The sequence below is a fragment of the Neorhizobium tomejilense genome (assembly GCF_964254135.1).
In the GTDB taxonomy this organism is placed as follows: Bacteria; Pseudomonadota; Alphaproteobacteria; order Rhizobiales; family Rhizobiaceae; genus Neorhizobium; species Neorhizobium tomejilense.
The window spans coordinates 2,547,129-2,572,194 of record NZ_CAXUSO020000001.1 but is presented as its reverse complement, the minus strand read 5'-3'; the positions used below and the strand labels follow the sequence as shown (position 1 = coordinate 2,572,194).

Sequence of the window (25,066 nt, the reverse complement as noted above, 5' to 3'; positions counted from 1 at the left end):
GTCGGTGAGTTTATCGTCTGCGCAAAGCCATGCGTTACTTGCAGGCAGCCACTGCGCCGGCCTTGACGCCCTGGCAGGCTTCAGCCTTGCTGATCCAGCCCGCCTCGATGACGACGTTCAGGTTGTCCTTGGTGATTGCCTGCGGCTTCAGGAAGACCGACTGCATCTTAACCTTCTTCGGGCCGCCTTCGAAGGTCTGGACGCCCTTGATCTCGGTCAGCTTCTTGCCACCGGCAAGCGCCAGAGCGATTTCAGCGGCGTTCTTGCCGAGTTCTCGGCTGTCCTTCCAGACGGAAACCGTCTGGGTGCCGAGCGCCACGCGGTTCAGGGCTGCCTTGTCGGCGTCCTGGCCGGAGACCGGAACCGAACCTGCCAACCCCTGAGCGTCGAGGGCTGCGATCGCACCGCCGGCAGTGCCGTCGTTGGATGCGACGACCGCGTCGACCTTGTTGTTGTTCTTGGTCAGGAACTGTTCCATGTTCTTCTGGGCGTTTTCGGGCTTCCAGCCGTCGGTATAGGCTTCGCCGACATTCTTGATCTTGCCACCGTCGACGGCAGCCTTCAGCACTTCCATCTGGCCGGCGAACAGGAAGTCCGCGTTCGGATCGGAAGAAGAGCCCTTGATGAAGACGTAGTTGCCTTCAGGCTTTGCCTTGAAGACGCCCTGCGCCTGCAGGCGGCCGACTTCCTTGTTGTCGAAGGTGATGTAGAACGCGGCCGGGTTCTCGATCAGGCGGTCGTAACCGACGACCGGGATGCCTTCGGCTGCTGCCTTTTCGACGGCCGGGCCGATGGCGCTCGAATCCTGCGCCAGAACGATCAGGGCGTTGGCGCCCTGGGAGATCAGCGACTCGACGTCGGTGAGCTGCTTTGCGGCGGACGACTGGGCATCAGCGGAAATATACTTGGCACCGGCAGCTGCAAGTGCCTTCTTGATGGCGGCTTCGTCGGTCTTCCAACGCTCTTCCTGGAAGTTCGACCAGGAAACGCCGACGACGAGATTGGCCGCCATTGTGGCGGAATGCATGGAAACAAGGATGGCCGCGCCGGCCATCAGCTTTACGAATGATCTCATAATGTCCTCCCGAGTGACGGCGGATGGGCGCTAGCCTCCGTGCTCTCCCTCCGCCAGATAATCTGCCGGAGAAAGCATTCAGCTTTTTTCTCGACAGTCGAGAAATTAGATGTCAGAGATTCCGAGGGCTGTCAATCGGCACTTGTGAAGGGGAAGGCACTGCCGTATCGACAGTTGGAGTGAGGGAGGCTGCAGGCGGAAATGCTGGCGAAATCGAGCACGGAACTGGTCCGGCAGCAGAACAGCGCGCTCGTGCTGTCTGCGCTGCGTCGCCACGGCCGGCTCGCGCATACGGAAATCTCAGATGCAACCGGGCTGGCGTCGGCCACGATCTCCTCGATCACCGCCGATCTGGAGCGCGCCCGCATCATCGAAAAGAGCGAGCAGCAGGCGACCGTCGGCCGGGGACGGCCCCGTGTGCTGTTCAGCCAGCGCCGCAATTGCGGTTATCTCATCACCGTCATCATCTCGTCGGACCTGATCCAGTATTCGCTGGTCGATTATGCCGGCACGCTGCTCGACCGGTTCAGCGAACCCCGCGGCGAGGGCGGCACGGCAGCCTTCCTGGCAGCCGTGTCGGCGGGCCTGGAGCGGGCGGTCGAACGCTCCCGCATAGACGGCGGCAGCGTGCTGCTCGTATCGGTCAGCAGCAAGGGGCTGGCGCATCCGAGCGAACCGGTGCTCGTCTGGTCGCCGGTCTTCGGTTCCCAGCCGGTGGATTTTGCCGCGGCCTTGAAAGACGGCTGGCACGCCAAGGTCATCCTCAACAACGAGACGCTGCTGGTGGCGGGCGCGCTGCTCGAACGCCAAGTGAAGACGCAGGGCGGCGGTGAGCCTGTTCTCGCGGCGCTTTCGCTCGGCCACAGCATCGGGCTCGGGATCGCGCGTCGGGTCGCCGGCGGGGTTCCTGAAATCTCCGCGCCCAATTTCGGGCACATGCTGCATATGCCGAACGGCGGGCTTTGTCGCTGCGGCGCGCGCGGCTGCGTCGAGGCCTATGCCGGTTTCTACGCCATCCTGCGCGCCGCCTTCGAGGTGCCGGTGGATACGATCCCGGCGAAATTCGTGCCTGTCGCCGAAATCGACAAGATCGCCACCCGCGCCCGGCAGGGCAACCGCATGGCGCAGCTCGCGTTCCGCAATGCGGGCGCCGCGTTGGGCTATGGCCTCTCTCGGTTGCTCAGCCTGCATGGCCATATGCCGGTCTTCATCACCGGCCCCGGCACCCGCTACCAGGACCTGCTGCAGGCGGGCATAGAGGAGGGGCTGGCGCAGACGCATGTCGTGCGGCTCGGCGGCATGCCGGGCCTGACCGTTGTGCCGGACGAGCCTTCCCTGGTGTTCGAGGGACATCTCAACCTTGCATTTTCGATCGTCGACCAGGATATCATCGGTTCACGCCAGAGCATGCAGGCCGCCGGGGAATGACCCATGGCGAGTGACTGGTGGCGAACGACTGGCCGGGAGTTAAGACTATGATCGATCCGAACCATCCCTTCTACGAGCCGCTCTGGCGCCGGGTGCTGATCCCGGCGGTCTGCGCCGCCTGGGCGATATTCGAATTGATTGCCGGAGAACCCTTCTGGGCGATCATCGTCGGCGCCATGGGTGCCTATGCCGCCTACAAGCTGTTCATCGAAAGGAAAAAGCCGCCGGCGGAGAAACCTGCCGACGAGCCGCAGGACCAGGATTTGAGCTAACGCCAGAACAGGCCTTTGATCGCGGTGTCGATCAGCAGATTGGCGGTCTTCATGCGGGTATTGGCGTTGTCCCGGAATTCCGGTGCGACCCCGTCGGGATGGTTGGCCTTGGCGAAATGCCGGCGCTTTTCGCCGAGCGTCGCCTCCGTGTCGGCAGCCGTGATGTCAAGCTCCGCGGCGACCTCCTCGGTCGTCAGCCGCAACAGGTGGGCGGGGATGACCGGTGCCGGCGGTGGCTCTTGCGGCGCCTCTTGCGCCAGCACCGATTCGATTGCGATCTCGGTAACGTCGGGAAGGAAAGCGAAATAGGCCTCAGTCCCGGTGGCGGTCACCACCGGGCCGTCGTCCTGCGGCGCGACGAAACCCATGCCGAGCCCCTTGATACGGAAACCCGAACCAGCCTCTTCGGCCTCGTCTTCGCTATGCTCATGCCTCAGTCGCGTCAGGACCGACTGGAAGACCGATTGCCCAAACAGCATGCGCCACCTCTTTTATGGGGCGGGACCAGAACATGCGAAGGTGGCGTCTAGCTTGTGCGGGCATATCGGCGACTGACCGGATGAGCCCTTGGGAGGGATCATCGAGCCGTCAGGTTCATTTTCAGCGTACGACGGGTTCGCCGTGATATCTGCGCTTTGAGGGTTTCGAGACGCCGAAGCCGACTTCCATCATCAGCCTGGGGTGATGTTTGGCGACCGTCCCCATATGGAAGCCGAAGGGATCTTCGACGAACCCGTAGCCCGCCTTGCCAGTCAGGGTGAGGGCGCTTTCCTCTCCGTAGAATTCGAGCACTTCTTCTGCCGGATGACCCACGAGCAGGGTCAACTGGTGCTTGAGCCGCCGCTTCTTGTGGCTGCCGCGCATATAAACATGCGGTCCCGCGTCCTCATCGACATTCGACAGGTAGAAGAAGAACTTCAGCATCCGCCAGTCGTCGAGATCGAAATGAAACTTGAAAGAGGCACGGCTGAGATCGGCCTCCGAAGCGGATTGCGTGGGAAAGCTCCACCACGTCCGGGTGGTGATCAGCTTGGCTTCGCCACCGAGATAGTGCCTTGCGATATCCAGAAGGAGAGGATCCTGCTGCACCGCGACCGCCGCCTCGCAATCGGCGATCCTTTCGAAATGGTGACCGCTCAAGATCGCCCGCCCGAATCGGCGCTCGGCTTCCGCGTGTTCGCCGGCATGGAATTCGAGTTTCCGCTCGAAATTGCCGAAACAAGGGGTTTCGGATGCAAAACGGGCGATCTCCTGCCGAATCGCATCGGGCAGGACGAGGCCGGTGAATATCCCGTTTCGTCTGAGTTCGTCGGCGACCATACCGGCTTCGATATCGCCGAACATCGATGTTTGCCTCGGCGCGGACTTCGAGACGGGCTTGGCGGTCAGCCAATGCGCCCGCCTGAACGGAATTGTCCGGGCCAGAAGAAACATCGGAAGCCAAGCCGGGTTTTCCCGCAGGTCGGTGAAATAGGTGGGCAGGCGTGCGGCCATTCGCCGGAAAGTTCCGCCATGACGCGCGATCGATTCGAGATCCTGCGGCTTGGTTGTGGACGTCTCAAGCATCTGGTATCCTCATTCAGGCATGGCATTTGCCATGCGTTTCGGTAACCCGCAGCCCCGCGCATCGTAGGCAGCAATAGTCCATGCCGCAATGCAGCATAGATTGCCGTCTCCGGAATCTTCAACCCTCGAACTGCTTGTGAAATCGGGAACGCCGTGCGTGGTTAACAAACCATAGCGCGGCACAACGGTGTGGGCCGGTGATTTACGGTCGGCCGAGAACGCCTGCTATGGCGTCCCCGGTTGTTGCGCGTCCGTCACCCCTGGGATTGCGTCTGGCCCTGCTGGCTTTGGGTTTGCGCCACCGTCAGCGAAACCTTGAGGTTTTCGCCGGCCGGGCCGAGGCGCATGCCGGAGACGGGGGCGCAGTCGCGGTAGCAGAGGCCGGAGGCGACCCGCACGTAACTGTCGTTCGGGCAGATCTTGTTCGACGTGTCGAAGCCGACCCAGCCGAGGCCCGGCAGATGCACTTCCGCCCAGGCATGGGTAGCGGCCTGTTCGGTCTCGCCTTCCATCAGCAGGTAGCCGGAAATGTAGCGCGCCGGGATATCCAGCAGGCGGGCGGCAGCGATGAAGATATGGGTATGGTCCTGGCAGACGCCGGTCTTTGCCTCGAGCGCCTGTTCGGCGGTGGTCTCGGTGCCGGTCGCGCCCGGCACATAGGCAACGGTCTCGTGGATCGTTTCCATCAGCGCGTGCATCTTGGCAAGTTCGCTGTCGCCCTCGAGGCGTTTGGCGAGTTCGCGGATGAGCTTGCCCGGCTTGGTCAGCGCCGTCTCGCGCAGGAACAGCCAGAGCGGGCAGAAACCCTGATGCGGGCCGAACACGCCGGCGCGGTCGAGGGTCTCCACCTCGCCGGAGGCGACGATGCGGATCATGTGTTCGGTGCCCTCGGTGGAGACCAGCTCGACGCGGTTGCCGAACTGGTCGGCATAACCCGCCTCGATCTTGGCGCCATCGACGGTGATCGACCAGTTGATGACCTTCTGGCCGGGACCGTCGGTCGGCGTCAGCCTGAGCCGCTGCAGCGAATAGGGCACCGGCTCGTCGTAGAGATATTCGGTCGTATGGGAGATCTTCAGCCGCATGTGCGGTAAATCCTGTGCCTGTTGGGCCTACTGATAAAAGCGGTAGCCTTCGGAGATTTCGGCGCTGAGCTGGTTGTTGCGGCTGACGAAATCCTCCAGGAATTCGTGCAGGCCCTGGTCCATGATATCGGAAATGGAGCCACGCTTCAGCGTCGAGCGGATCGCCGCCGCCGTCTCGTGCGCCTTCAGCCGTTCATCGTAGGTCTGTGCCAGATAATCGAGATTGCTGGTGATCTTCTCGTAACAGTAAGCCAGCGAGCGCGGCATCTGGACTTTCAGGATGAGGAAGTCGGCGATGTTAGCGGATTGATATTCGCCGTCATAGACCCAGCCGTAGGAACGGTGGGCCGAGACCGAGCGCAGAATCGATTCCCATTGGTAGTTGTCGAGCTTCGATCCGACCTGGCTGATCGCCGGCAGAAGCACGTAATATTTCACGTCGAGAATGCGGCTGGTGTTGTCGGCGCGCTCGATGAAAGTGCCGATGCGCGAGAAGTTGTAGAGGTCGTTTCTCAGCATCGAGCCGTGGAAGGCGCCGCGGATCAGGCCGCAGCGGTGCTTGATGACGTCGATCAGTTCCGGCAGGTCGGTCTGCTTCACCTTGCGGGAAAGCCGGGCCTTCAGGTCGATCCAGCATTCGTTGGTCGCCTCCCAGGTTTCGCGGGTCAGCGCGGTGCGCACCATGCGGGCGTTGTTGCGCCCGAATTCGATGCAGGACATGACGCTCGACGGGTTCGACGTGTCGCGCAGCAGGTAGTCGATGGCGTCCGCCGCCGTCAGTTCGGCGTGCACTTCCGAATAGGCTTCGCGCACGCCGGCGCTTTCGAGCACGCCGTGCCAGTCCTCGTCGGAGGAGCCGGCGCGGGTCAGCGATACGCGCAGGCCGGCATCGACGAGGCGGGCGATATTCTCCGCCCGCTCGATGTAGCGGAACATCCAGTAGAGGCCGTTTGCAGTTCTTCCGAGCATGTATCTACGACCTCAATCTTCCAGTACCCAGGTGTCCTTGGTGCCGCCGCCCTGGCTGGAATTGACCACCAGCGAACCCTGTTTCAGGGCCACGCGGGTCAAGCCGCCGGGGATGATCTTCACCTTGTCGGAAACGAGCACATAGGGGCGCAGGTCGACGTGGCGGGGGGCAATCCCCTTGTTGACGAAGATCGGCACGGTGGACAGCGCCAGCGTCGGCTGGGCGATGTAGTTGTCGGGCCTTGCCGCCAGCTTCTCGGCGAAGTCGGTGCGCTCCTTCTTGCTGGCCGTCGGGCCTACCAGCATGCCGTAGCCGCCCGAACCGTGCACTTCCTTGATGACGAGTTCCTCGATGTGCTCCAGCACGTATTTGAGGCTGTCGGGTTCGGAACAGCGCCAGGTCGGCACGTTTTCGAGCAGCGCCTTGCGGCCCGTGTAGAACTCGACGATCTCCGGCATGTAGGAATAGATCGCCTTGTCGTCGCAGATGCCGGTGCCGGGCGCGTTGGCGATGGTGATGTTGCCGGCCCGGTAGACGTCCATGATGCCTGGAATGCCGAGCGCCGAATCCGCGCGAAAGGTCATCGGATCGAGGTAGTCGTCGTCGACGCGGCGGTAGAGTACGTCGATCGCCTCGTAACCCCTTGTCGTGCGCATCTTGACGCGGCCGTCGATGACGCGCAGATCGCCGCCCTCGACGAGCTCGATGCCCATCTGATCGGCGAGGAACGAGTGTTCGTAATAGGCAGAGTTGAAGATGCCGGGCGTCAGCACCGCGACGCGTGGCCGGCCCTTGCAGCCGGGAGGGGCAAGCGAGGCGAGCGACTGGCGCAGCAGCCGCGGATAGTCCTCGACCCGCTGCACCTTGTTCAGCGCAAACAGTTCAGGGAACATCTGCATCATCGTTTCCCGGTTTTCCAGCATGTAGGAAACTCCGGACGGCGTGCGGGCATTGTCTTCCAGCACGTAGAACTGGTCCTCGCCGGTGCGCACGATGTCGGTGCCGACGATATGGGTATAGACGCCGCCGGGCGGCTTGAAGCCGATCATTTCGGGAAGGAAGGTGACGTTCCTCTCGATCAGCGCGCGGGGAATGCGGCCGGCCTTGATGATCTCCTGCTTGTGGTAGATGTCGTCGAGGAAGGCGTTGAGCGCCAGAACCCGCTGCTCGATGCCCTGCGCAAGCTTGCGCCATTCACGAGCCGAGATGATGCGGGGAATGATGTCGAAGGGGATGAGCTTTTCGGAACTGTCTGCGTGTCCATAGACCGCGAATGTGATGCCTGTCTTTCTGAATATGTTTTCCGCGTCTTGGGTTTTGCGGATCAGGTGCGCAGCGTCCTGACTGGCATACCATTCGTGGTAGGTCTTGTATGGCGGTCGCGGAAGGTTTTCCGCAGTCAACATTTCATCAAATGCCAAAGGCGCATTCCCCTTTTTTGGCCATAAGAGTACAACGGTGCAGGCAATGCAAGAACTGTGCGCAATTCGCGGAAAAGAATTCTGCGCGTCAAAAAATACAGGCTCCAGGCCCCGCCCGTCAGTAAATGCGCTGATTCTAGCGCTCGGCAAGCATCCTATTTTAGGAGGAGGTGAATAAGCCTCCTGCCTTGAAAAACATCATCTGCCCCAAGTGGTGTCCAAGCATTGTTCAAGCGCTGCTCATCGCAATCATCAGTTTTTCTGCTTTGACGATGAAACGGGGTGGGAATAAGCAGGCGGCTTCCATGAAAACGGCCGCTGCCGAAATCTCCGCCGGACATCCCCATCATGCTCGACCGCCTGGCTCCGGCCCTCTTCGTCCTCCTCTGGTCCACGGGCTGGATCGTCGCGAAATATGCGGCGGTGCATGCCGACCCCCTGACGTTCCTGGCCGGACGGCACGCGCTTGCCGCCATGGCGTTTTTCGCGGTCTGCCTGATCACGCGGGCAAAATGGCCCAAGAGCCGGGCCCAGCTCGGCCATGCGATGTTCTCGGGCGTTTTCCTGCACGGGCTCTATCTCGCCGGCGTCTGGTATGCGATCGGGCAGGGCGTGCCGGCAGGCCTTTCCGGCATCATCGCCGGGCTGCAGCCGCTGCTGACCGCCATGGTCGCGCCGCTTTTCCTCGGAGAGCGCCTCAAGCCCTTGCAGAAGGTCGGGCTGGCGCTCGGGTTTGCCGGCATCCTGATCGCGATCTCGCCGCAGCTTCTCGACCTCTTCGAGCGCGGACTGGCCGGACTTGCAGTTCCGGTGCTGATCAATCTCGTCGCCATGACGTCGGTCACCTACGGCACGCTCTATCAGAAGCGGCACCTGCAGGAGGGCGACCTGTTCTCGATCGCCACGCTGCAATTCGTCGGCGCGCTGATCGTCACCATCCCGCTGGCGCTCAGCCTCGAAAACCTGCGCTTCGACTGGACGCATGAGGCGATCTTCGCCATGGCCTGGTCGGTCCTTGGTCTGTCGATGGGCGCCGTCGGTCTGCTGCTCTACCTCATCCGCCGCGGCCAGGTGTCCCGCGCCGCCTCGCTCATCTACCTGATGCCGCCGGTGGTGGCGATCGAGGCGGCCATCCTGTTCGGGGAACCGCTGACCCTGCCGATGATCGTCGGCACGGTGATCGTGGTGGCGGGCGTCTACATGGTGAACCGAAAGGCCTGAGCGAGTTTTTCATTTGGTCAGGAAACGGGTGTCGATGCGAAACGGGCGGCCTTAGACAGCGGATGTAACCAACAGGAGGTACATCATGCTAACCGACAAAGTGGCCATCGTTACCGGCGCATCAAGCGGCATCGGCCGGGCCGCCGCCCTTCTCTTCGCCCGGGAAGGGGCTGCCGTCGTTGCCAACGCGCGGGGCGAGGCGGAATTGCAGAAGCTTGTTTCCGAGATCGAGGCGGCCGGCGGCCGTGCGGTCGCCGTGGCAGGCGATGTCGCGGACGAGGAAACCCACCGGACATTGCTCGAAGCGGCGCTTGGCCGGTTCGGCGGTCTCGACATCGCTCTGAACAATGCCGGCACGGTCGGACCCTACAAGCCGTTAGGCGAGGTGGCACTGGAGGAGTGGCAGCATACCCTGGCCATGAACCTCACGAGTGCCTTCCTCGGCGCCCGCTTGCAGATCCCGGCGATGCTTGAGCGCGGCGGCGGGTCGATCATCTTCACCTCCACCTTCGTCGGCACCAGCGTCGGCATCCCCGGCATGGGGACCTATGGCGCATCGAAGGCCGGGATCATGGGTCTGGTGAAAGGGATTACCGCCGACTACGGAGCGCGCGGCATACGCGCCAATGCGCTGCTGCCGGGCGGTACGGACACCCCGATGGCGGGCGACGCGGCGCAAAAGGAATGGGCGGCGGGCCTGCATGCCCTCAAGCGCATCGCCCAGCCTGAGGAAATCGCCCGGGCCGCACTTTTCCTGGCAAGCCCGATGGCGAGCTTCGTGGCAGGGTCCGCGCTCTATGCGGACGGAGGAAACGCGGCGGTCAAATGACAAAAAAAGAGGCCGCGCGAGCGGCCTCTTTGCTTTGTTTCCCTATACAGGGTTGCCGTTACGCCGGGCGGCGTGTGCGGCCCTGCTGGCCGGAGCGGTTGTCGTTGCCGAACTTTACCGGGCCTCCGTTGCCGCCAGCGGCGGGCCGGGCGGCTTCGACGCGCGGGCCGCGGTTGTTGCGCTGGGCAGCGGGCTCATGGGCGCCGTGTGCGGCATGGGGGTTCTGAGCCCCATTGCCGCCCTTGCGATGTTCCTTGCGGGGCTCGGTGCGTGCCGGACGGCCTTCGCCGTTCTGGGGACCGAACTGCTTCTTGGCCGGGCGGAAATCCGACGTGGTCGTCAGGTCGTTGTCGACTTCCGGGCGCGGAGCGTCCTCACCGCGGCGCTGGCCGCGGAAATCGTCGTTGCGACGGTTGTCGCGCTGCGGGCGATCACCATGGGGACGAGCCGGACGCTGGGGACGGTCGCCGCCCTCGGCACCTTCTGCTGCGAAGAACGGCTTGCGGGCCGGACGTTCGCGGCGCTCGGGACGGCCTTCGCCGTTGCCGCGTGCCTGGCCGTTGCCGCCACGGCCGCTTTTGGCCGCGCCGCCACGGTTGTTGTTACCGGCTCCGCCGCGTGGCTGGCGGCCGCCTTCGGGGCGTTCGCCGGATGCGGTGGTGATCTCGATGTTCATCAGGCGTTCGATGTCGCGCAGCAGACGCGCTTCGTCGGGAGCGCAGAAGGCGATCGCGATGCCGTCACGACCGGCACGTGCGGTACGGCCGATGCGGTGAACGTAGGCGTCCGGTACTTCCGGGAGATCGTAGTTGAAGACGTGGGTAACGCCGGGAATGTCGATGCCGCGGGCAGCAACGTCGGTGGCGACCAGAACGCGGATCTCATTGTCGCGGAAGGCCTTGAGGGCGCGTTCGCGCTGGCCCTGGCTCTTGTTGCCGTGGATCGAGGCGACCTTGAAGCCGATATGCTCGAGATGCTTGGAGAGCTTCTCGGCGCCGTGCTTGGTGCGCAGGAAGACCATGGCGCGGCCGGTCGGGTTTTCTTCGAGCGACTTCTTCAGAAGGTCCGTCTTGTCGTTCTTGCCGACCACGAAGTGGACGAACTGTTCGACCTTGTCGGCAGCCTTGCCCGGAGGCGTGACCGAGACCTGGACCGGATCCTTGAGGAAGTCGGAGGCAAGATCTGCGATCGCCTTCGGCATGGTGGCCGAGAAGAGCAGGGTCTGGCGCTTGTTCGGCACCATCTTGGAAATCTTGCGCAGATCGTGGATGAAGCCGAGATCGAGCATCTGGTCGGCTTCGTCGAGAACGAGGTAACGAACCGCGGTCAGGCCGATGGCACGGCGGGCGATCAGGTCGAGCAGGCGGCCCGGGGTGGCGACGAGAATGTCGGTGCCCTTTTCGAGCTGCAGCTGCTGCTTGTTGATCGAGGCGCCGCCAACGACGGCGTTGATCTTCATCGGCGTGCCGCGCACGTAGCTCTTCAGGCTGGCGGCGATCTGGTTGACCAGTTCGCGGGTCGGAGCGAGGATGAGCGTACGGGTGGTGCGGTTGTCAGGACGCTTCGGGTCCTTGGCAAGCATTTCGATGATCGGGAGACCGAATGCGGCGGTCTTGCCGGTGCCGGTCTGAGCAAGGCCGATCATGTCGCGGCCTTCGAGAAGCTGGGGGATGGCCTGGGCCTGGATCGGGGTCGGCGTTTCGTAACCGAGCGCAAACAGAGTGGCTACGGTCTGCTTGGACAGACCAAGCTCGTGGAAATTCGTCAAGTCGAATACCTTTTCGGGGCGCCAAAAGCGTATCGCCGGACTGGCACCATGCCGTCCGGTCTGCCTTTGGCGTCAAGAACCCCGCGTGAAGTGGGAACTTGCAAGTTGGAAATTGCTCTCCAGCGCTTAAACCCTCCGGGATCGAGGGCGATCTATCTGTGCGCCTTGTTCCTTCTTCGCGGTGTCTTTAATGACGCGGGGCCAACTCACGCGGCGGCCGGAAGGTGAAAGCTGAAGCGCATTTGGTGGTTTTCCGGGCAAAAGTCAAGCAGATGTTTCGCAATCGCGAAATGGCGTGGCTTCCCCGCCGAGGCAGACGCGGCGCTCCGAATGTCTCCACCACAGCAAAAAGCCTGCCTCCGCCGGCGGCGGAAACAGGCCCTTAGGATATGCGATCAGCCTTGCGGATCAGCGCGAGCAGACTTCGACGCGATAGGCTTCGCCATAGCGGTTGCGGCGCCATTCGAGCTCGCAGACCGGCGGGTAGTCGCGGTAATAGGCGCGGCGGTAATAAACGGGCGGCGGGGGCGGGGGAGCATAGTCGTATTCCGGCTCCACATATTCAGGCTCGGCATAGGCCGGCCGCTGCGATCCGGCGACGATCGCGCCGCCGATGATGCCGCCGGCAAGGCCAGCCGCCACGCCAGGCCAGACGTCGCGATGGCGGTCGCGGGCTTCAGCCGCAGGAGCGGTCACCGTCAGGGCGCCCGCTACGGACAGTGCGACGAGGCCGAGTGATATCGTCTTCTTCAGTGCCGACATGTTTTTTCCTTTCCCTTTTTGTCCTCAAGGGGTGCAGAAATCGTGGCGCGCAAAGGCGGCGGATTGATGAAGACGATTTCCCGATAGTCTGAACGGACGTTCAGCTTCATGCGGCTTTCGGTTGATTTTCGTCGAGCCTGAGCAATCGCCAATGGAGATCATGGCGAGATCGTGGCATTCTCATGGCAAAGATTTGGCGGTGCAAAATCGGCCAAGCCTTCGATTCTCCTTCCCGATCGATCCGCGACAGCTTTCATCCGAACCGCGGGCGTCCAATGTCGGCACTCGACCTAGGGCTGTATTTTCAGCAGAAGGCCCGAGCTTCCGATTGACAAATGCCAAAGATGATAAGTCGTACCGTTTCAACAACACGATATTAACACTCGCTATGGTGTTATCAGTCGATTGGGAGACAAACGAATCGAGCCGGATATCGGCCGGCACGAAGGAGCGGGGGAAGGTGGACACGGAAAGCGAACTCTTGAAAACGGCGTGCGAGCGGATCAACGATCTCGCCGAGCCCGCCTTCATCAAGGACAGCGCCCTCATCTACGTGGCGGTGAACGCCGCCTATGCGCGCCTTTTCGGCATGCATCCGAGCGATTTTGCCGGCAATACCAGCCGCGGCCTTGCAGGCGCGCCGGAAGATGCCGACCGCAAGGAAAAGGAATGCCGGGCGATCGTCTTCGGCACCGACGAGACGGCGCTCTGCTTCGACCGCTCGGGCGTTGTCCGCCATGAGATCCATATCGAGCGTTTCCTCACGGAAGACGACCACACCTATCTGTTCGGCACGTTCGCGGCGGTTCCGGGCATTGATGCCGGGTTCGAACCGAAGCTGGTCACCCCGGTTGCCGGCACCTCGATCACCGGTGCAAGGCCCATCGCGCCGTTCTCGCCGTTCAACAATGCGCTTCTCGACGATGCCCTCGACATGCTCGAAATGGGTATCGGCATCTACGACAAGCATAACGTCCTGCTCTACTGCAATTCCCAGCTCATCAACCATTTTGCGTCGATCTCGATCGATATCCAGCCGGGGATCACCCTGAAGGATATCCTCGGATTTGCCTATGATCGCCGCCAGCGCGTGTCGCCGGCGAGTTTCGGTCCCGATGCGCCGAGCAAGGACGCATGGATCGCCGAGCGGATGAAGCCGTTCGAGCTTCCCTATTCCGAAAGCACCGACCAGCTTTCCGACGGGCGCTGGCTGCGGAGCATCAACAAGCGCCTCGAAAACGGCCTGCTGATCGCCATCCGCCACGACGTGACCGAATTCAAGGAGCAGGAAATGCTCCTGCGCACCCATGTCTCGGAGACGGACCTGTTCCGCGCGGTCCTCGAAGACCTGCCGGTGCCCGTGTTCGTGCGCAACAGCGGCCGCCAGCTCACCTATGCCAATGCCGCCTACGAGGCGATGCTCGGCAAGCCCAGAAGCCATTTTCTCGGCAAGACCGAAATGGAAATGTTCCCCGACGCGGCCGATCGTTTCCGTGTCGAGAACGACCGGGTGATGACAGGCGAGGACATCGAGAAATCGGAGGACATCACCTTTCCCGACGGAACGGTCGTCCCGGTCATCACGCATCTGCGCCGGGTGACCACCAATGACGGCGCCCACAACCTCGTCGGCTCGCGCATGGACGTCTCCCGCATCAAGGAGGCGCAGAACAAGGCGGAGAAGATGGGCAAGGATCTGCAGACGATCCTGCACACCATGCCCGTCGGCGTGGCGATCCTCGACGATCAGTTCCTGTTCGAATACGCCAACCCGGCCTTTTATTCCTTCTGGGATGCCGGAGAGCAGTTCGATCTGCCCGGGCGTTCCTACCGGGACTTCCTCAAGGTCAATTTCGACCACGGCATCTATAACGGCTCGACGAGCAGCTTCGAGGAAATCTACCAGGAGCGCATCGCCGCCTTGACCGATGGCCAGGAGCGGCCGCCTATCGAGGTGAAAAGCCGAACCGGTCTGGTGATCGTCATCTCCGGCACCCAGCTTTCCGGCGGAAAGATCCTGCTGAGCTACATGGACATCACGGCTGTCCGCAAGCGGGAGCAGGAGATTCAGGAAGCCCGTGCCGCGCTTGAAACTCACGGCGCGCTGATGCGCGACGCGACGAGCGCGATGTCTCAAGGGTTGCTCATCCTGCATGACGGCGAGATCATCTTCTCCAACGACGCGCTGCCGGCCATGCTCGACATGTCGGCCGAGATGGTGCGCGCCGGTGGCCTGTGGCGCGATCTCTTCCGCCATTGCGTCGAGCGCGGCGATCTCGGCACGCCCGAGGAGGCGGCCGCGACCCTCAAGGCCTGGGAAGACAATGTCGCAGCCGGCAAGCCGGTGTTTGCCGCTTTCCGCGTCGACGGCCGCAAGTGGATCCATGTCGAGGCCAAGCTTACCGGCAGCGACCATTGGCTGGCGGTGTTCACCGACGTCACCGAAATGAAGAGCCGCGAGGAGGAACTGACCCGCCTCCTGCACCGCGCCGAGGCCGCCGACCGCGCGAAGTCGGAATTCCTCGCCAACATGAGCCACGAGATCCGCACGCCGATGAACGGCGTGCTCGGCATGGCGGAGCTGCTTGCCAAGTCCAATCTCGACACCCGCCAGAAAACTTTCATCGACATCATCGTCAAGTCGGGCAACGCGCTCCTGACGATCATCAACGACATTCTCGACTTCTCCAAGATCGACGCCGGGCAGATGACGTTGCGCAAGGCGCCGTTCGACCCGGTCGAGGCGATCGAGGACGTGGCGACGCTTCTGTCGTCATCGGCCGCCGAGAAGGATATCGAACTCATCGTGCGCGGCGACGTCTCGATCCGCGAGACGGTGATGGGCGACGCGGGACGTTTCCGCCAGATCATCACCAACCTCGTCGGCAACGCGGTCAAGTTCACCGAAAAAGGGCATGTCTTCATCGACCTGAGGTCGGAGGCGAAAGGCCCCGGCGAGATGATGCTGTCGATCCGCATCGAGGATACCGGGCTCGGCATTCCCGAAGAAAAACTGAAGTCGGTCTTCGAGAAATTCTCGCAGGTCGATACGTCCTCGACGCGCCGCCACGAAGGCACCGGTCTCGGCCTGGCGATCACCGCAGGTCTCACCGAGCTCTTCGGCGGCTATATCGACGTGACCAGCGAAGTCGGACGCGGTTCGGTCTTCACCGTGCATCTGCCGTTCGAGGTGGTCAGCGAACGCAATGTGCTCACCAGCCTACCGATCAATACGAGCGGCGCCCGCATCCTCGTCGTCGACGACAATGCCGTCAACCGCCGTATCCTCAACGAGCAGCTCACCATGTGGGGCTTCGATACGGTCGCAGCCGAGAGCGGCGCCGAGGGTCTGGCGATCCTCAACGAAGCCGCCCGTATTGGCGTCACCGTCGACGCGATCGTGCTCGACTACCACATGCCCGAGATGAACGGGCTCGATTTCGCAAAGCACCTCAGGCGCGACGTGCGCTTCGACGGCACCGGCGTGGTTTTCCTGACGTCCATGGACATGGCCGGCGACGACAGCATGTTTGCCGCCCTCAACGTCCAGGCCCATCTGATGAAGCCGGCGCGCGCCAATCTGCTGCGCAGCACGATCATAGACGTCGTCCGCTCGATCCGCACCAAGCGGCGGGCGGTCGAAGCGGGGCAGGCCGCTGCTCGCCCTCAGGCCACAGTGCGGACCCTCGCGCCGGTTGCCGCACCCACGCTGGTTTCTTCGACACCGCTGATTGCCGAACAGCCGGCGGTGCCAGTCTCCACGCCGCCCATGCAGGCGGCGCCGACGCTCGACGTGCTGGTCGCCGAGGACAACGAGGTCAACCAGATCGTCTTCACCCAGATCCTGCAGACTACCGGCTGGCTGTTCCAGATCGTCAAGAACGGTGCGGAAGCCGTCGAGGCGTGGAAAAAGCACGATCCGGCTGTTATCATCATGGACGTCTCAATGCCGATCATGAATGGGCATCAGGCGACCCAGAAGATCCGCGAGCTCGAACAGGAGACGGGAACTCATACACCGATCATCGGCGTCACGGCGCATGCGCTGGAAAGCGACCGAGAACTCTGCTTCCAAGTGGGCATGGACGATTATCTTTCCAAGCCGATCAGCCCGGAGGCACTGGAGGCCAAGGTCCGCAACTGGCTCGGCGGCGCGATCGTGAGTTCCGTTTCAAGCTGAGCGGGCAGGACGTATCCAACCCTTTCAATATCGCCTTTCCCGCGCCGCCCCGGCAACCGAGGGAGCGGGCATGGTGTCGGTAATCCTCATCTGCACCTTGCCTGTCGTCGGTTGAAACGTGATCCAGCGCGCCAGATCGTCGCCGAGGCTGGTGTCGACAAGCTTGATGCCCTCTTCCAGAAGGAACCGTCTGGCGAATGCGGAATTGAGAGACCCCGGATCGTAGCCGCTCGACTTTCGCGTGCGGCCGCCAAACAACTTGGCCCTGAGATTTCGGCGTTCGGCACCGAAACCGTAGAGATCGTCGACGAGTGTGCGCATGGCCAGATCACCATAACGTTCCGGGCGTTCGGCGATATCCAGTCCGCCGCACGTCGGCAGGATGAAATGGTTCATCCCTCCGATATTGGTGACCGTATCATAGATGCAGGCCGAGACGCAGGAGCCGAGAACGGTCATCAGTATCATATCGGGATCCGCGGACACCGCATATTGACCGCCGAGGACATGAATATGGTGGGAGTCCATGAAGTTCATCTAATGCTCCAATCCCGTGCATGCGGCGACAACTTTCACGTAAAAGTATGAAGGCGCTACGCGGACGGGAAGGCCCAACAATGAATGACGAGAAGTACTGGCTGATACGTATTTTGTAATTCCAGGGACGTGGGGCGGGGTGGTCCGCGCTCGATCGGGAGCGGCATGCGCGCGTTTCACCGCTATGGAGCGACAACCAGGTCCGTCGCTGGTTGGGGCGAAGCGAGAGCTCGCGCGGCGGCCCCGCTTCCGCAGAGCCGGTCGATCCTGTCACAGGCTTTCTGCCGCGGGCGGTTTTCCGTTCAGGGAGCGTTAAGCAGGGCATGTGCATTGTCCGGGAATATCGGGCCTTTTCCTGCCGCTCGCAGGCGCTCGGTGGAAACGGAGACGCTTGTGATGAAGAAGATAATTGTCTCGGCGCTGATCCTGGCGGCCACCTGCACCAGCATCGTGGTACCCGCCGGTGAAGCAGCGGCCCAGCAATGGGACAGACACTACGACCGATACGATCGATATGATCGCCGTGATCCTCCGCCTCCGCCGCGCAGGCGTCATAACAACGACGGCGACGTGATTGCCGGGGGCCTGGCCGCCGGCGTCATCGGCGGTCTGATCGGCGGCGCGCTCGCCAATGGCGGCGGGCCGCGCTACATCGATCCGCCACCGCCGCCTCGGCCGCGCTGCTGGTTCGAGGACCGCCGCGTCCGCAACGCCTATGACGGCGGCTGGCACATGGAAAGCCTGCGCGTCTGCCAATAGGTGGCGCGCGACATGATGGATGGCAGCCGGTCTCAGGGCCGGCTGTTTTGCGTTGGGCTGAGCCGATCAGGGCGCTGGTTTTATGCCGCACAACATCTCGCGCTTGCCAGCAAAGCCCGGCCGCCGCTCGACCGTGAAGCCGGCGGCCTGCAGGTTCCGCCGCACGAAGCCGGCGGCCGCATAGGTGCCGAACGTGCCGCCGGACAAGGTCTTGTCGTAGATCGCCTGCATGATTTCCGGCGACCACATGTCCGGATTGCGCGACGGCGCAAAACCGTCGAGGAACCAGGCGTCGAAATCCGCCTCGGCCGCGGAGACGCCTTCGAGCGCGGGGCCGCAGACGACCGTCAACCGGGTCTCGGCGTCGGCGTCGATCACGACATGGCCGGCGGGCCTGTCCGGCCAGGCCTCGATCAGCGCCTGCCGTTCCGCATCGATCTCCGGCCAGCGGGCGAGCGCCCGGTCGATCTCGTCGCGCTGCATCGGGTAAAGCTCGAACGAGGTGAAATGAAGCTTCGCGCCTGCGGGGCGGACAAGCTTCCACTGCCGCCAGGTCTCGCAGAAGTTCAGCCCGGTACCGAAGCCCAGTTCTCCGATCCGGAAAGTCCGGTGCCTTTCCCAGCGCTCCGGCAGGCCCCAGCGCTCCGGCAGGCCATTGCCGGCCAGAAACGTGTGGCCGCATTCCAGCCGACCGTCGGTGCGGCAATAAAAGTGATCGCCAAACTTTTGCGAATAGGGCATATCGCCGTCATGCCAGTCCAGGGGCTGGCTTTCGGTCACACGAATTTCAGGATCACGGTCGCTCATGGGACATGCGGATAATCCTGCCGGCTCCGGCGGTCAATCTCATGTCCTGCCGCCATCCGCCGATCTCGTCATCCTTGGCGGCGGCATCATGGGCCTCTGGGCGGCGGTCAAGGCGGAGCGGCTCGGTATCAATACCCTACTTGTCGATGCTGGCCCGCTGGGGCAGGGGGCGAGCGGCGGGCTGCTCGGCGCCCTGATGCCGCACATGCCGGACAAGTGGAACGACAAGAAACAGTTCCAGTTCGACGCGCTTCTGTCGCTGGAAGACGAGATCAGCGAGCTCGAAGCCGAGACCGGCGTCGTCTGCGGCTACCGCCGCTCCGGCCGACTGATCCCGCTGCCGAAGCCGCATTTACGGAAGATCGCGCTCGGGCACTCGGCCGATGCGGACGCCTGCTGGCGGCGCGGCGACCGTCGTTTCCATTGGCATGTGCTCGACCGTCCCCCGCAAAAAGGGTGGCCGGATGCCTCATTCGCGGCTGCCGGACTGGTGCATGACACGTTTGCCGCCCGGGTTTCGCCGCGTGGCCTCGTCTCGGCGCTCGTCGCTTATCTGCGGACGGCGGGCAACGTTCGGATCGTCGAAGGCCTGGAGGCGGAGGCGATCGACGCCGCAGGGAATAGGATTATATTCCGTAGTAGCGAAACCGTCGCCTTCGGCCACTGTATCGTCTCGGCAGGCCATGGATCTTTTTCGCTACTCCATGGCATTTCAGCGCCGCTGAAGCGCCCGATCGGCCAGGCGGTCAAGGGGCAGGCAGCGCTCCTCAAGGCCGATATCGACCCCGCCTTGCCGGTGATCTTCCTGAACGGCCTTTATGTGGTCGCCCATGAGGGCGGTCACGTCGCGGTCGGCAGCACCAGCGAGGATGTATTCGGCGACCCGTCCTCGACCGATTCCCAGCTGGACGAGCTGATCGCGCGCGCCCGGGCGCTGGTGCCGGCCTTGGCCCAGGCCCCGGTCGTTGAACGCTGGGCGGGATTGCGGCCGAAGGCGATCGACCGCGATCCAATGGTCGGCGCGCATCCCGATCACGCCCGAGTGATCGCGCTCACAGGTGGCTTCAAGGTGAGCTTCGGTATCGCGCACAGGTTGGCCGATGCTGCCCTCAACGCCCTGAACGGCCGGGAAATGCGGCTTCCGGCGTCGTTCACGCTCGCCAATCACCTTGCCGTCGCTTCGCGTTAAACGCGAACTTTCGCTCCTTCGCGTCGTTATTCTGTCACGCAAATCACTTAACCCCCACGGCAGGGATTGTTGAGCAATGCGTAAAACACGGGGTTGCTGAAAAGGACGTTCAGAAGGTGACGCATGCGCTATGCCATTCATTTCACGCCTCCGGCGCATGATCCGCTGACGCTTGCCGCGGCTCAGTGGCTCGGTCGCAATGCCTTTTCGGGCGAGGCGATGGAGCCGCCGGCCATCCGCGGCATCGGCATCCACGACATTGCCTTCAATACCGCGCTGCCGCGTCGCTACGGTTTCCATGCGACGCTGAAGGCGCCGTTCCGGCTGGCGCCCGACGTCACCGAACCGATGCTGCTGCGCCACCTGATGCGTTTTGCCGGTACCCACAGCCCGTTCGAACTGCCGAAGCTCGAAGTCGTCCGGCTCGGCAATTTCTTCGGCCTTGCGCCGGTCGTCCCGTGCGATACCGCCCGGTTCCTGGCCGCTTCCGTCGTCCAGGAGTTTGACAATTTCCGCACGCCGCTGTCGGAAGCCGAGCTGGAGCGCAGCGATTCAGGCGATCTCTCGGCGCCGCAATTCGCCAACCTGTATCGCTGGGGCCATCCTTACGTGATGGACGAGTTTCGTTTCCACATGACGCTGACCGGCCCGCTGTCGCCGGTCGAGATGCCGCGTTTCGAAGCTGCGCTGCGCGATTATTTCGAGCCCTATCTGAAAAAGCCGGTCGAGATCGCCAACCTGGCGCTGTTCATCGAGGAGGAGCCGGGCGCGCCTTTCCTAGTGCATTCGCTGCACCCGATGGGACGAGTGGCGGCGCGCAAGATCGCCTGAGATTTTGGGTGCCGGCGGCGCACTTTTGTTCAAGAGCAACCGCGCTGTCATCTGCTATATTCTCCCCATGGAGAATATCTCGCAGGAACAGGCCACCGACCACATGCCGCTGATGCCGGCAGAGGTGACCCGTTTCTGGCGCGACGATCGCTTTGGCGGCATGGAATGCCTGCGCGCGACGTTTCTCACCCACGAATTTGCGCCGCATGCGCATGATACGTTCAGCATCGGTGCGATCGAGCAGGGCATGCAGGTCTGCACCATCAAGGGCAGCCGCGAAAGCGCCGGGCCGGGCGGGCTCTACCTGATCAATCCGGGCGAGACACATGACGGTGCGCCGCGGGGCGGCGGTTATCGCTACCGGATGATCTATCCGGATGTCGCACTGCTGCGCGAGATACTCGAAGACGTCACCGGCAAACCCTTCCGGGGCACGCCCGCCTTCGGCATCCAGCTCCTCCACGACCAGGCGCTCGCCGACGCTTTCCACGAGGCGCACCGGACGCTGGAGGAGGGCTCCGGCGCGCTCGAAGCCAGCCAGGCGATGTTCCTGGTGCTCGACGCAATGTTCCGTCGCCACGGCAGCTCGATCATCGTGCCGGCCGATTCGACCGAGCGCACCGCCGTGCGCCAGGCCCGCGACTACCTCACCGAGCATTTTGCGTCCGACGTCGGGCTGGAGGAACTCGCGACCGTCGCAGGTCTTAGCCGCGCCCACCTCATCCGCGCGTTCCGCAAGGAATTCCACATCACCCCGCATTCCTTCCTTACCGATATCCGCATCCGTGCGGCCCGCAAGCGGTTGAGGGAAGGCGGCCAGCCGGCCGAGATCGCGCTCGAATGCGGTTTTGCCGACCAGGCCCATTTCACCCGCCACTTCAAGGCTCGCACCGGACTGACGCCGGGGCAATACCGGGCTCGCTGATCACTTTCGTTCAAGACGGTAGATGCTGCGCGCTCTAAGCCTCCCCCTCATCCGCCTGCCGGCACCTTCTCCCCGAGGGGAGAAGAGACCGGCCGGGCCTTTGCTATTCCCTCCTCTCCCCTCGGGGAGAGGGTGGCCGAGCGAAACGGAGGCCGGGTGAGGGAGCGACGTGCTCTGACGTCAGATCAAGGTTATTGGATGAACAACGATACGAAACTGCAAGACTTCCTCAGCGGCATGCGGGCGATCTCGCCGCTGATCGCCGCGGTCATCCCGATCGGCCTTGTTTTCGGGGCGGTGGCGGCGACAAAAGGCCTGTCGCCGGCCGAGGCGGGGCTGATGAGCGCGCTCGTCTTTGCGGGCGGCTCGCAATTCGTGGCGATGGATATCTGGACCCATCCCGCTTCCTGGACAGGCGTCGGTTTTGCAGCCCTTCTGGTCAACATTCGTCACGTGCTGATGAGCGCCTCGCTCGGCACAAGGATGGAGGCTTTCAGCCAGCCGGCGCGCTATCTCTCGATGCTGTTCCTCGCCGACGAAATCTGGGCCATGGCGGAGTTCCGGGCCAAGGTGGCGCGGCTGACGCCCGCCTGGTTCGCCGGCCTCGTCGCGCCGTTCTATCTCGCCTGGGTGTTTTCAGGCCTTGCGGGTGCAACCCTCGGTGCCTTTCTCGGCGACCCGGTGGTGCTCGGGCTCGACTTTGCCTTCCCGGCCGTCTTCATCGTGCTGGTCATGGGCTTCTGGAAGGGACCGGAAACCGGGGCCGTGCTGCTGGCGAGCGGGGCTGCTGCCGTTGCCACCCAACATTTCGTGCCGGGCGTCTGGTATATCGCCGCCGGCGCCGTCGCCGGCCTTGCCGCCGCCCTGGTAACCGGCAAAACCCGGGACGTCGAGGTGACGCCATGACTGTCGATGTCGCCACGCTTATCGCCATCCTCGCCATGGCGGCTGCGACAGCGCTCACCCGGTTGAGCGGCCTCGTGCTCATCCGCCACATTTCCCTTGAAGGCAGCCGCCGCAAGGCGATCGAATCGATTCCGCCCGCCGTGCTGATGGCGGTCGTCGCGCCGACTGCGTTTGCTACCGGCATTGCTGAAACCTTGGCCTGTGCGGTGACTGCTTTTGCGGCACTTCGCCTGCCGATGCTCGTTTCCGTGGCACTCGGGGTCGCCTCGGTCGCGATCCTTCGGGCGCTCGGCCTCTAAGCGTCGTTTCCATCTCGACATGGCCGGAAGGGGTGCGCTACCGTCAGGCCTCATTCGTCGAAGGTGACCCATGCAGGCAAAAGACTATCCGCGCGAGCTCGTCGGCTATGGCCGTTCCACCCCAGATCCGAAATGGCCGGGCGGCGCCCATGTCGCCGTGCAGTTCGTGATCAATTACGAGGAGGGCGGCGAGAGCTCGATCATGGACGGCGATCCGGCCTCGGAGAACCTGCTGTCGGAAATCGTCGGCGCCGCGCCTTGGCCGGGCCAGCGCAACCTCAACATGGAATCGATCTACGAATACGGCTCGCGCGCCGGCTTCTGGCGGCTCTTTCGGATGTTTACCGAACTCAACGTCCAGACCACCGTCTACGGCGTGACGCTCGCCATGGCTCGCAATCCGGAAGCCGTCGCCGCCATGAAGGAAGCCGGTTGGGAAATCGCCAGCCACGGCTACCGCTGGCTGGAATACAAGGATTTCCCGGAGGCAAAGGAGCGCGAACACATCCTAGAAGCCGTGCGCCTGCATACCGAACTCGTCGGCGAGCGGCCCTACGGCATGTACCAGGGCAAGCCCTCCGACAACACGCTGAAACTGGTCATGGAAGAGGGCGGTTTTCTCTATTCTTCCGACAGCTACGCGGACGATCTACCCTATTGGGTACCCGGCCTCGACCGGCAACCGTTCCTGATCATCCCCTATACGCTGGAGACCAACGACATGCGGTTTGCGACACCGCAGGGGTTCAATACCGGCGACCAGTTCTTCACCTACCTCAAGGATGCCTTCGACGTGCTTTACCAGGAGGGCAGGGAAGGCACGCCGAAGATGATGTCGGTCGGCCTCCACTGCCGCCTCGTCGGCCGCCCCGGCCGCGCCGCCGCCTTGAAGCGTTTCATCGAATATGTGCTTAGCCACGACAAGGTCTGGATCCCGCAGCGCATCGAGATCGCCAGACACTGGCACGCGCACCACAAGCCGGTGGTCGCACTATGACCGCCCGCGGCGACTTCATCGAGATGTTCGGCGGCGTGTTCGAACATTCTCCCTTCATCGCCGAGCGCGCCTACGACGCCGGCCTGATGCTGGTTCCGCTGACGTCCAAGAGCGTGCATGACGCGCTCACCTCGATCTTCCGCCGGGCAAGCCGCGAGGAACGCCTCGGCGTGCTGCGCGCCCATCCCGACCTTGCGGGCAAGCTGGCGATCGCCGGCGAACTGACCGAGGACAGCAAAAAGGAGCAGGCCGGCGCCGGGCTCGATCGGTTGAGCGCAGCGGAACACGCCCGCTTTACCGAGCTCAACGCCGCCTACGTGGAAAAATTCGGTTTCCCCTTCATCATCGCGGTCAAGGGTCTCACCAAGGATGACATCCTGGCCGCCTTCGAGAAACGCATCCACAACTCGGCGGACGAGGAGCTCGACACCGCCACCGCCCAGGTGGAAAAGATCGCGCTCCTGCGTCTGCAATCGCTGCTTCCGGGACATTGAGGTCTCGGGCGCTGCTTTCCTCCGCCCCTTCCGTCGCATATATTGGCGATATCAGGAGTGACGCCGCCATGAGACCGTCGGAAGTGCTGGAGAAGAACCGGGATATCATCCGGGAGATCGTTGCCCGCCGGCAGGTCTCCAATCCTCGCGTCTATGGTTCAGTGCTGCGCGGCGAAGACCGGCCCGACAGCGATCTCGATATCCTGGTCGATCCGTCGCCGACCACGTCGCTGTTCACGCTCGGCGGGCTTCAGGGAGATCTCGAAGAAGCGCTGGGCGTCCCGGTGGATGTCAAGGTCCCCGGGGATTTCCCGCCCAAGATCCGCGAACGCATCGTCGCGGAAGCGTTGGCGATATGAGTGCAGAGCGTCTCGAAGCCTATCTCGACCGGATGATCGTCACGGGAGGCAAGGCCGCCCGATATGTCTCGGGCCTGGATCGTGAGGCGTTTCGGCTTGATGAGATCAAGCAGGATGCGGTAATCGCCAACATCATGGCGATCGGCGAATGCGCGACCAAGATCATGGAGCGTTTTCCGGATTTCGTCGTCGAGCACCCGGAGATTCCCTGGAAAGACATCCGCGACATGCGCAACCGTATTGCGCATCAATATTTTCACCTGGATATCGATACGGTCTGGCTGACCGTCGATCGGATGATCCCGGAACTTCTGTCCCAACTCGATTCCCTGCGCAACTGGCGTGCCCAGGGCGAATGACGAAGCCGAATGATCGAAGGCGAATAA

The 25,066-nt window shown here is 63.0% G+C and carries 25 protein-coding genes; 15 read left to right on the top strand and 10 right to left on the bottom strand.

Annotated elements, in window-relative coordinates:
• Positions 1–34: 34 nt before the first annotated feature.
• Positions 35–1,075 carry a D-xylose ABC transporter substrate-binding protein gene (xylF, locus tag ACSQ3G_RS13100; RefSeq protein ID WP_105437858.1) on the bottom strand — a complete coding sequence of 347 codons (1,041 nt, stop codon included), beginning with the start codon at positions 1,073–1,075 and terminating at the stop codon, positions 35–37.
• Between the two features lie 201 nt (positions 1,076–1,276).
• On the opposite strand from xylF, the gene ACSQ3G_RS13095 reads away from it, so the two are divergent.
• Both ACSQ3G_RS13095 and ACSQ3G_RS13090 read left to right on the top strand, forming a co-directional pair.
• Positions 1,277–2,503 carry an ROK family transcriptional regulator gene (locus tag ACSQ3G_RS13095; protein WP_436110344.1) on the top strand — a complete coding sequence of 409 codons (1,227 nt, stop codon included), beginning with the start codon at positions 1,277–1,279 and terminating at the stop codon, positions 2,501–2,503.
• 47 nt (positions 2,504–2,550) lie between these two features.
• The gene (locus ACSQ3G_RS13090; protein WP_105437857.1) at positions 2,551–2,775 is read left to right on the top strand and encodes a hypothetical protein; all 225 of its coding nucleotides are present in this window, start codon (positions 2,551–2,553) and stop codon (positions 2,773–2,775) included.
• On the opposite strand, the gene ACSQ3G_RS13085 is transcribed toward ACSQ3G_RS13090, so the two are convergent.
• From ACSQ3G_RS13085 to ACSQ3G_RS13065, 5 genes are all read right to left on the bottom strand, one after another.
• The gene (locus ACSQ3G_RS13085) at positions 2,772–3,254 is read right to left on the bottom strand and encodes a hypothetical protein (RefSeq protein WP_436110343.1); all 483 of its coding nucleotides are present in this window, start codon (positions 3,252–3,254) and stop codon (positions 2,772–2,774) included. The genes ACSQ3G_RS13090 and ACSQ3G_RS13085 overlap by 4 nt on opposite strands.
• 121 nt (positions 3,255–3,375) lie before the next feature.
• Positions 3,376–4,341 (bottom strand): hypothetical protein, encoded by a 966-nt coding sequence (locus tag ACSQ3G_RS13080; protein ID WP_436110342.1) that lies wholly within the window; start codon positions 4,339–4,341, stop codon positions 3,376–3,378.
• A gap of 254 nt (positions 4,342–4,595) precedes the next feature.
• Entirely contained in the window at positions 4,596–5,426 is an 831-nt protein-coding gene (locus ACSQ3G_RS13075; protein ID WP_436110341.1) for a transglutaminase family protein, read from the bottom strand.
• A 27-nt stretch (positions 5,427–5,453) separates the two neighbouring features.
• On the bottom strand, positions 5,454–6,395 hold the full coding sequence (locus ACSQ3G_RS13070; RefSeq protein WP_105414876.1) for an alpha-E domain-containing protein: 942 nt from the start codon (positions 6,393–6,395) through the stop codon (positions 5,454–5,456).
• Between the two features lie 12 nt (positions 6,396–6,407).
• Positions 6,408–7,817 carry a circularly permuted type 2 ATP-grasp protein gene (locus ACSQ3G_RS13065; RefSeq protein WP_436110340.1) on the bottom strand — a complete coding sequence of 470 codons (1,410 nt, stop codon included), beginning with the start codon at positions 7,815–7,817 and terminating at the stop codon, positions 6,408–6,410.
• Between the two features lie 345 nt (positions 7,818–8,162).
• Here ACSQ3G_RS13065 and ACSQ3G_RS13060 point away from each other — a divergent pair, with 345 nt between their 5' ends.
• Positions 8,163–9,038 (top strand): DMT family transporter, encoded by an 876-nt coding sequence (locus tag ACSQ3G_RS13060; protein ID WP_046666650.1) that lies wholly within the window; start codon positions 8,163–8,165, stop codon positions 9,036–9,038.
• A gap of 85 nt (positions 9,039–9,123) precedes the next feature.
• The gene (locus tag ACSQ3G_RS13055; protein WP_105414880.1) at positions 9,124–9,867 is read left to right on the top strand and encodes an SDR family oxidoreductase; all 744 of its coding nucleotides are present in this window, start codon (positions 9,124–9,126) and stop codon (positions 9,865–9,867) included.
• Between the two features lie 58 nt (positions 9,868–9,925).
• On the opposite strand, the gene ACSQ3G_RS13050 is transcribed toward ACSQ3G_RS13055, so the two are convergent.
• Together ACSQ3G_RS13050 and ACSQ3G_RS13045 are read right to left on the bottom strand one after the other, a co-directional pair.
• The gene (locus ACSQ3G_RS13050; protein ID WP_436110339.1) at positions 9,926–11,635 is read right to left on the bottom strand and encodes a DEAD/DEAH box helicase; all 1,710 of its coding nucleotides are present in this window, start codon (positions 11,633–11,635) and stop codon (positions 9,926–9,928) included.
• A 408-nt stretch (positions 11,636–12,043) separates the two neighbouring features.
• A complete protein-coding gene (locus tag ACSQ3G_RS13045) occupies positions 12,044–12,397 on the bottom strand; it encodes a hypothetical protein (RefSeq protein ID WP_105427396.1) in 354 nt (117 codons plus the stop codon).
• A gap of 460 nt (positions 12,398–12,857) precedes the next feature.
• On the opposite strand from ACSQ3G_RS13045, the gene ACSQ3G_RS13040 reads away from it, so the two are divergent.
• The gene (locus ACSQ3G_RS13040; RefSeq protein WP_436110338.1) at positions 12,858–16,577 is read left to right on the top strand and encodes a response regulator; all 3,720 of its coding nucleotides are present in this window, start codon (positions 12,858–12,860) and stop codon (positions 16,575–16,577) included.
• A gap of 24 nt (positions 16,578–16,601) precedes the next feature.
• Here the strand turns inward: ACSQ3G_RS13040 and ACSQ3G_RS13035 are convergent, their stop codons facing one another.
• A complete protein-coding gene (locus tag ACSQ3G_RS13035; protein WP_105414884.1) occupies positions 16,602–17,114 on the bottom strand; it encodes a chemotaxis protein CheD in 513 nt (170 codons plus the stop codon).
• 396 nt (positions 17,115–17,510) lie between these two features.
• Here ACSQ3G_RS13035 and ACSQ3G_RS13030 point away from each other — a divergent pair, with 396 nt between their 5' ends.
• A complete protein-coding gene (locus ACSQ3G_RS13030; protein WP_436110337.1) occupies positions 17,511–17,873 on the top strand; it encodes a hypothetical protein in 363 nt (120 codons plus the stop codon).
• A 66-nt stretch (positions 17,874–17,939) separates the two neighbouring features.
• Here the strand turns inward: ACSQ3G_RS13030 and mnmC2 are convergent, their stop codons facing one another.
• Positions 17,940–18,680: a tRNA (5-methylaminomethyl-2-thiouridine)(34)-methyltransferase MnmC2 gene (gene mnmC2, locus ACSQ3G_RS13025; protein ID WP_436110336.1), complete on the bottom strand. Its 741-nt coding sequence runs from the start codon at positions 18,678–18,680 to the stop codon at positions 17,940–17,942.
• Here mnmC2 and ACSQ3G_RS13020 point away from each other — a divergent pair.
• The 9 genes from ACSQ3G_RS13020 to ACSQ3G_RS12980 all read left to right on the top strand — a co-directional run bounded on the left by ACSQ3G_RS13020 (position 18,679) and on the right by ACSQ3G_RS12980 (position 25,039).
• Positions 18,679–19,869: an NAD(P)/FAD-dependent oxidoreductase gene (locus ACSQ3G_RS13020; protein WP_436110335.1), complete on the top strand. Its 1,191-nt coding sequence runs from the start codon at positions 18,679–18,681 to the stop codon at positions 19,867–19,869. The two genes, mnmC2 and ACSQ3G_RS13020, sit on opposite strands and share 2 nt — an antisense overlap.
• A gap of 123 nt (positions 19,870–19,992) precedes the next feature.
• Complete coding sequence (locus ACSQ3G_RS13015; RefSeq protein WP_436110334.1) at positions 19,993–20,700, top strand: DUF1045 domain-containing protein; 708 nt, start codon at positions 19,993–19,995, stop codon at positions 20,698–20,700.
• A gap of 67 nt (positions 20,701–20,767) precedes the next feature.
• Positions 20,768–21,625 (top strand): AraC family transcriptional regulator, encoded by an 858-nt coding sequence (locus ACSQ3G_RS13010; protein WP_105416541.1) that lies wholly within the window; start codon positions 20,768–20,770, stop codon positions 21,623–21,625.
• Between the two features lie 198 nt (positions 21,626–21,823).
• Positions 21,824–22,531, top strand: coding sequence for an AzlC family ABC transporter permease (locus ACSQ3G_RS13005; protein WP_436110333.1), 708 nt, complete (start codon positions 21,824–21,826; stop codon positions 22,529–22,531).
• Positions 22,528–22,830, top strand: a complete 303-nt coding sequence (locus tag ACSQ3G_RS13000) for an AzlD family protein (protein WP_105400390.1) — start codon at positions 22,528–22,530, stop codon at positions 22,828–22,830. The genes ACSQ3G_RS13005 and ACSQ3G_RS13000 overlap by 4 nt, the downstream gene beginning before the upstream one ends.
• Positions 22,831–22,900: 70 nt before the next feature.
• A complete protein-coding gene (gene puuE, locus ACSQ3G_RS12995) occupies positions 22,901–23,827 on the top strand; it encodes an allantoinase PuuE (protein ID WP_436110332.1) in 927 nt (308 codons plus the stop codon).
• A complete protein-coding gene (gene uraD / locus ACSQ3G_RS12990) occupies positions 23,824–24,321 on the top strand; it encodes a 2-oxo-4-hydroxy-4-carboxy-5-ureidoimidazoline decarboxylase (protein ID WP_436110331.1) in 498 nt (165 codons plus the stop codon). The genes puuE and uraD overlap by 4 nt, the downstream gene beginning before the upstream one ends.
• 68 nt (positions 24,322–24,389) lie before the next feature.
• Positions 24,390–24,680, top strand: coding sequence for a nucleotidyltransferase family protein (locus tag ACSQ3G_RS12985; protein WP_046666640.1), 291 nt, complete (start codon positions 24,390–24,392; stop codon positions 24,678–24,680).
• Entirely contained in the window at positions 24,677–25,039 is a 363-nt protein-coding gene (locus ACSQ3G_RS12980) for a HepT-like ribonuclease domain-containing protein (RefSeq protein WP_105437843.1), read from the top strand. Before ACSQ3G_RS12985 ends, ACSQ3G_RS12980 begins: the two co-directional genes overlap by 4 nt.
• Positions 25,040–25,066 lie beyond the last annotated feature (27 nt).

What these genes read in the sequence shown, in the direction of transcription:
- ACSQ3G_RS13075 (WP_436110341.1), bottom strand. Translation starts at nt 5,426, where the DNA reads ATGCGGCTGAAGATCTCCCATACGACCGAATATCTCTACGACGAGCCG.
- mnmC2 (WP_436110336.1), bottom strand. Translation starts at nt 18,680, where the DNA reads ATGAGCGACCGTGATCCTGAAATTCGTGTGACCGAAAGCCAGCCCCTG.
- ACSQ3G_RS13095 (WP_436110344.1), top strand. Translation starts at nt 1,277, where the DNA reads ATGCTGGCGAAATCGAGCACGGAACTGGTCCGGCAGCAGAACAGCGCG.
- ACSQ3G_RS12985 (WP_046666640.1), top strand. Translation starts at nt 24,390, where the DNA reads ATGAGACCGTCGGAAGTGCTGGAGAAGAACCGGGATATCATCCGGGAG.
- ACSQ3G_RS13020 (WP_436110335.1), top strand. Translation starts at nt 18,679, where the DNA reads ATGGGACATGCGGATAATCCTGCCGGCTCCGGCGGTCAATCTCATGTC.
- ACSQ3G_RS13005 (WP_436110333.1), top strand. Translation starts at nt 21,824, where the DNA reads ATGAACAACGATACGAAACTGCAAGACTTCCTCAGCGGCATGCGGGCG.
- ACSQ3G_RS13000 (WP_105400390.1), top strand. Translation starts at nt 22,528, where the DNA reads ATGACTGTCGATGTCGCCACGCTTATCGCCATCCTCGCCATGGCGGCT.
- ACSQ3G_RS13085 (WP_436110343.1), bottom strand. Translation starts at nt 3,254, where the DNA reads ATGCTGTTTGGGCAATCGGTCTTCCAGTCGGTCCTGACGCGACTGAGG.
- ACSQ3G_RS13010 (WP_105416541.1), top strand. Translation starts at nt 20,768, where the DNA reads ATGGAGAATATCTCGCAGGAACAGGCCACCGACCACATGCCGCTGATG.
- ACSQ3G_RS13035 (WP_105414884.1), bottom strand. Translation starts at nt 17,114, where the DNA reads ATGAACTTCATGGACTCCCACCATATTCATGTCCTCGGCGGTCAATAT.
- ACSQ3G_RS13015 (WP_436110334.1), top strand. Translation starts at nt 19,993, where the DNA reads ATGCGCTATGCCATTCATTTCACGCCTCCGGCGCATGATCCGCTGACG.
- xylF (WP_105437858.1), bottom strand. Translation starts at nt 1,075, where the DNA reads ATGAGATCATTCGTAAAGCTGATGGCCGGCGCGGCCATCCTTGTTTCC.
- ACSQ3G_RS13045 (WP_105427396.1), bottom strand. Translation starts at nt 12,397, where the DNA reads ATGTCGGCACTGAAGAAGACGATATCACTCGGCCTCGTCGCACTGTCC.
- ACSQ3G_RS13080 (WP_436110342.1), bottom strand. Translation starts at nt 4,341, where the DNA reads ATGCTTGAGACGTCCACAACCAAGCCGCAGGATCTCGAATCGATCGCG.
- ACSQ3G_RS13090 (WP_105437857.1), top strand. Translation starts at nt 2,551, where the DNA reads ATGATCGATCCGAACCATCCCTTCTACGAGCCGCTCTGGCGCCGGGTG.
- ACSQ3G_RS13055 (WP_105414880.1), top strand. Translation starts at nt 9,124, where the DNA reads ATGCTAACCGACAAAGTGGCCATCGTTACCGGCGCATCAAGCGGCATC.
- puuE (WP_436110332.1), top strand. Translation starts at nt 22,901, where the DNA reads ATGCAGGCAAAAGACTATCCGCGCGAGCTCGTCGGCTATGGCCGTTCC.
- ACSQ3G_RS12980 (WP_105437843.1), top strand. Translation starts at nt 24,677, where the DNA reads ATGAGTGCAGAGCGTCTCGAAGCCTATCTCGACCGGATGATCGTCACG.
- ACSQ3G_RS13070 (WP_105414876.1), bottom strand. Translation starts at nt 6,395, where the DNA reads ATGCTCGGAAGAACTGCAAACGGCCTCTACTGGATGTTCCGCTACATC.
- uraD (WP_436110331.1), top strand. Translation starts at nt 23,824, where the DNA reads ATGACCGCCCGCGGCGACTTCATCGAGATGTTCGGCGGCGTGTTCGAA.
- ACSQ3G_RS13030 (WP_436110337.1), top strand. Translation starts at nt 17,511, where the DNA reads ATGAAGAAGATAATTGTCTCGGCGCTGATCCTGGCGGCCACCTGCACC.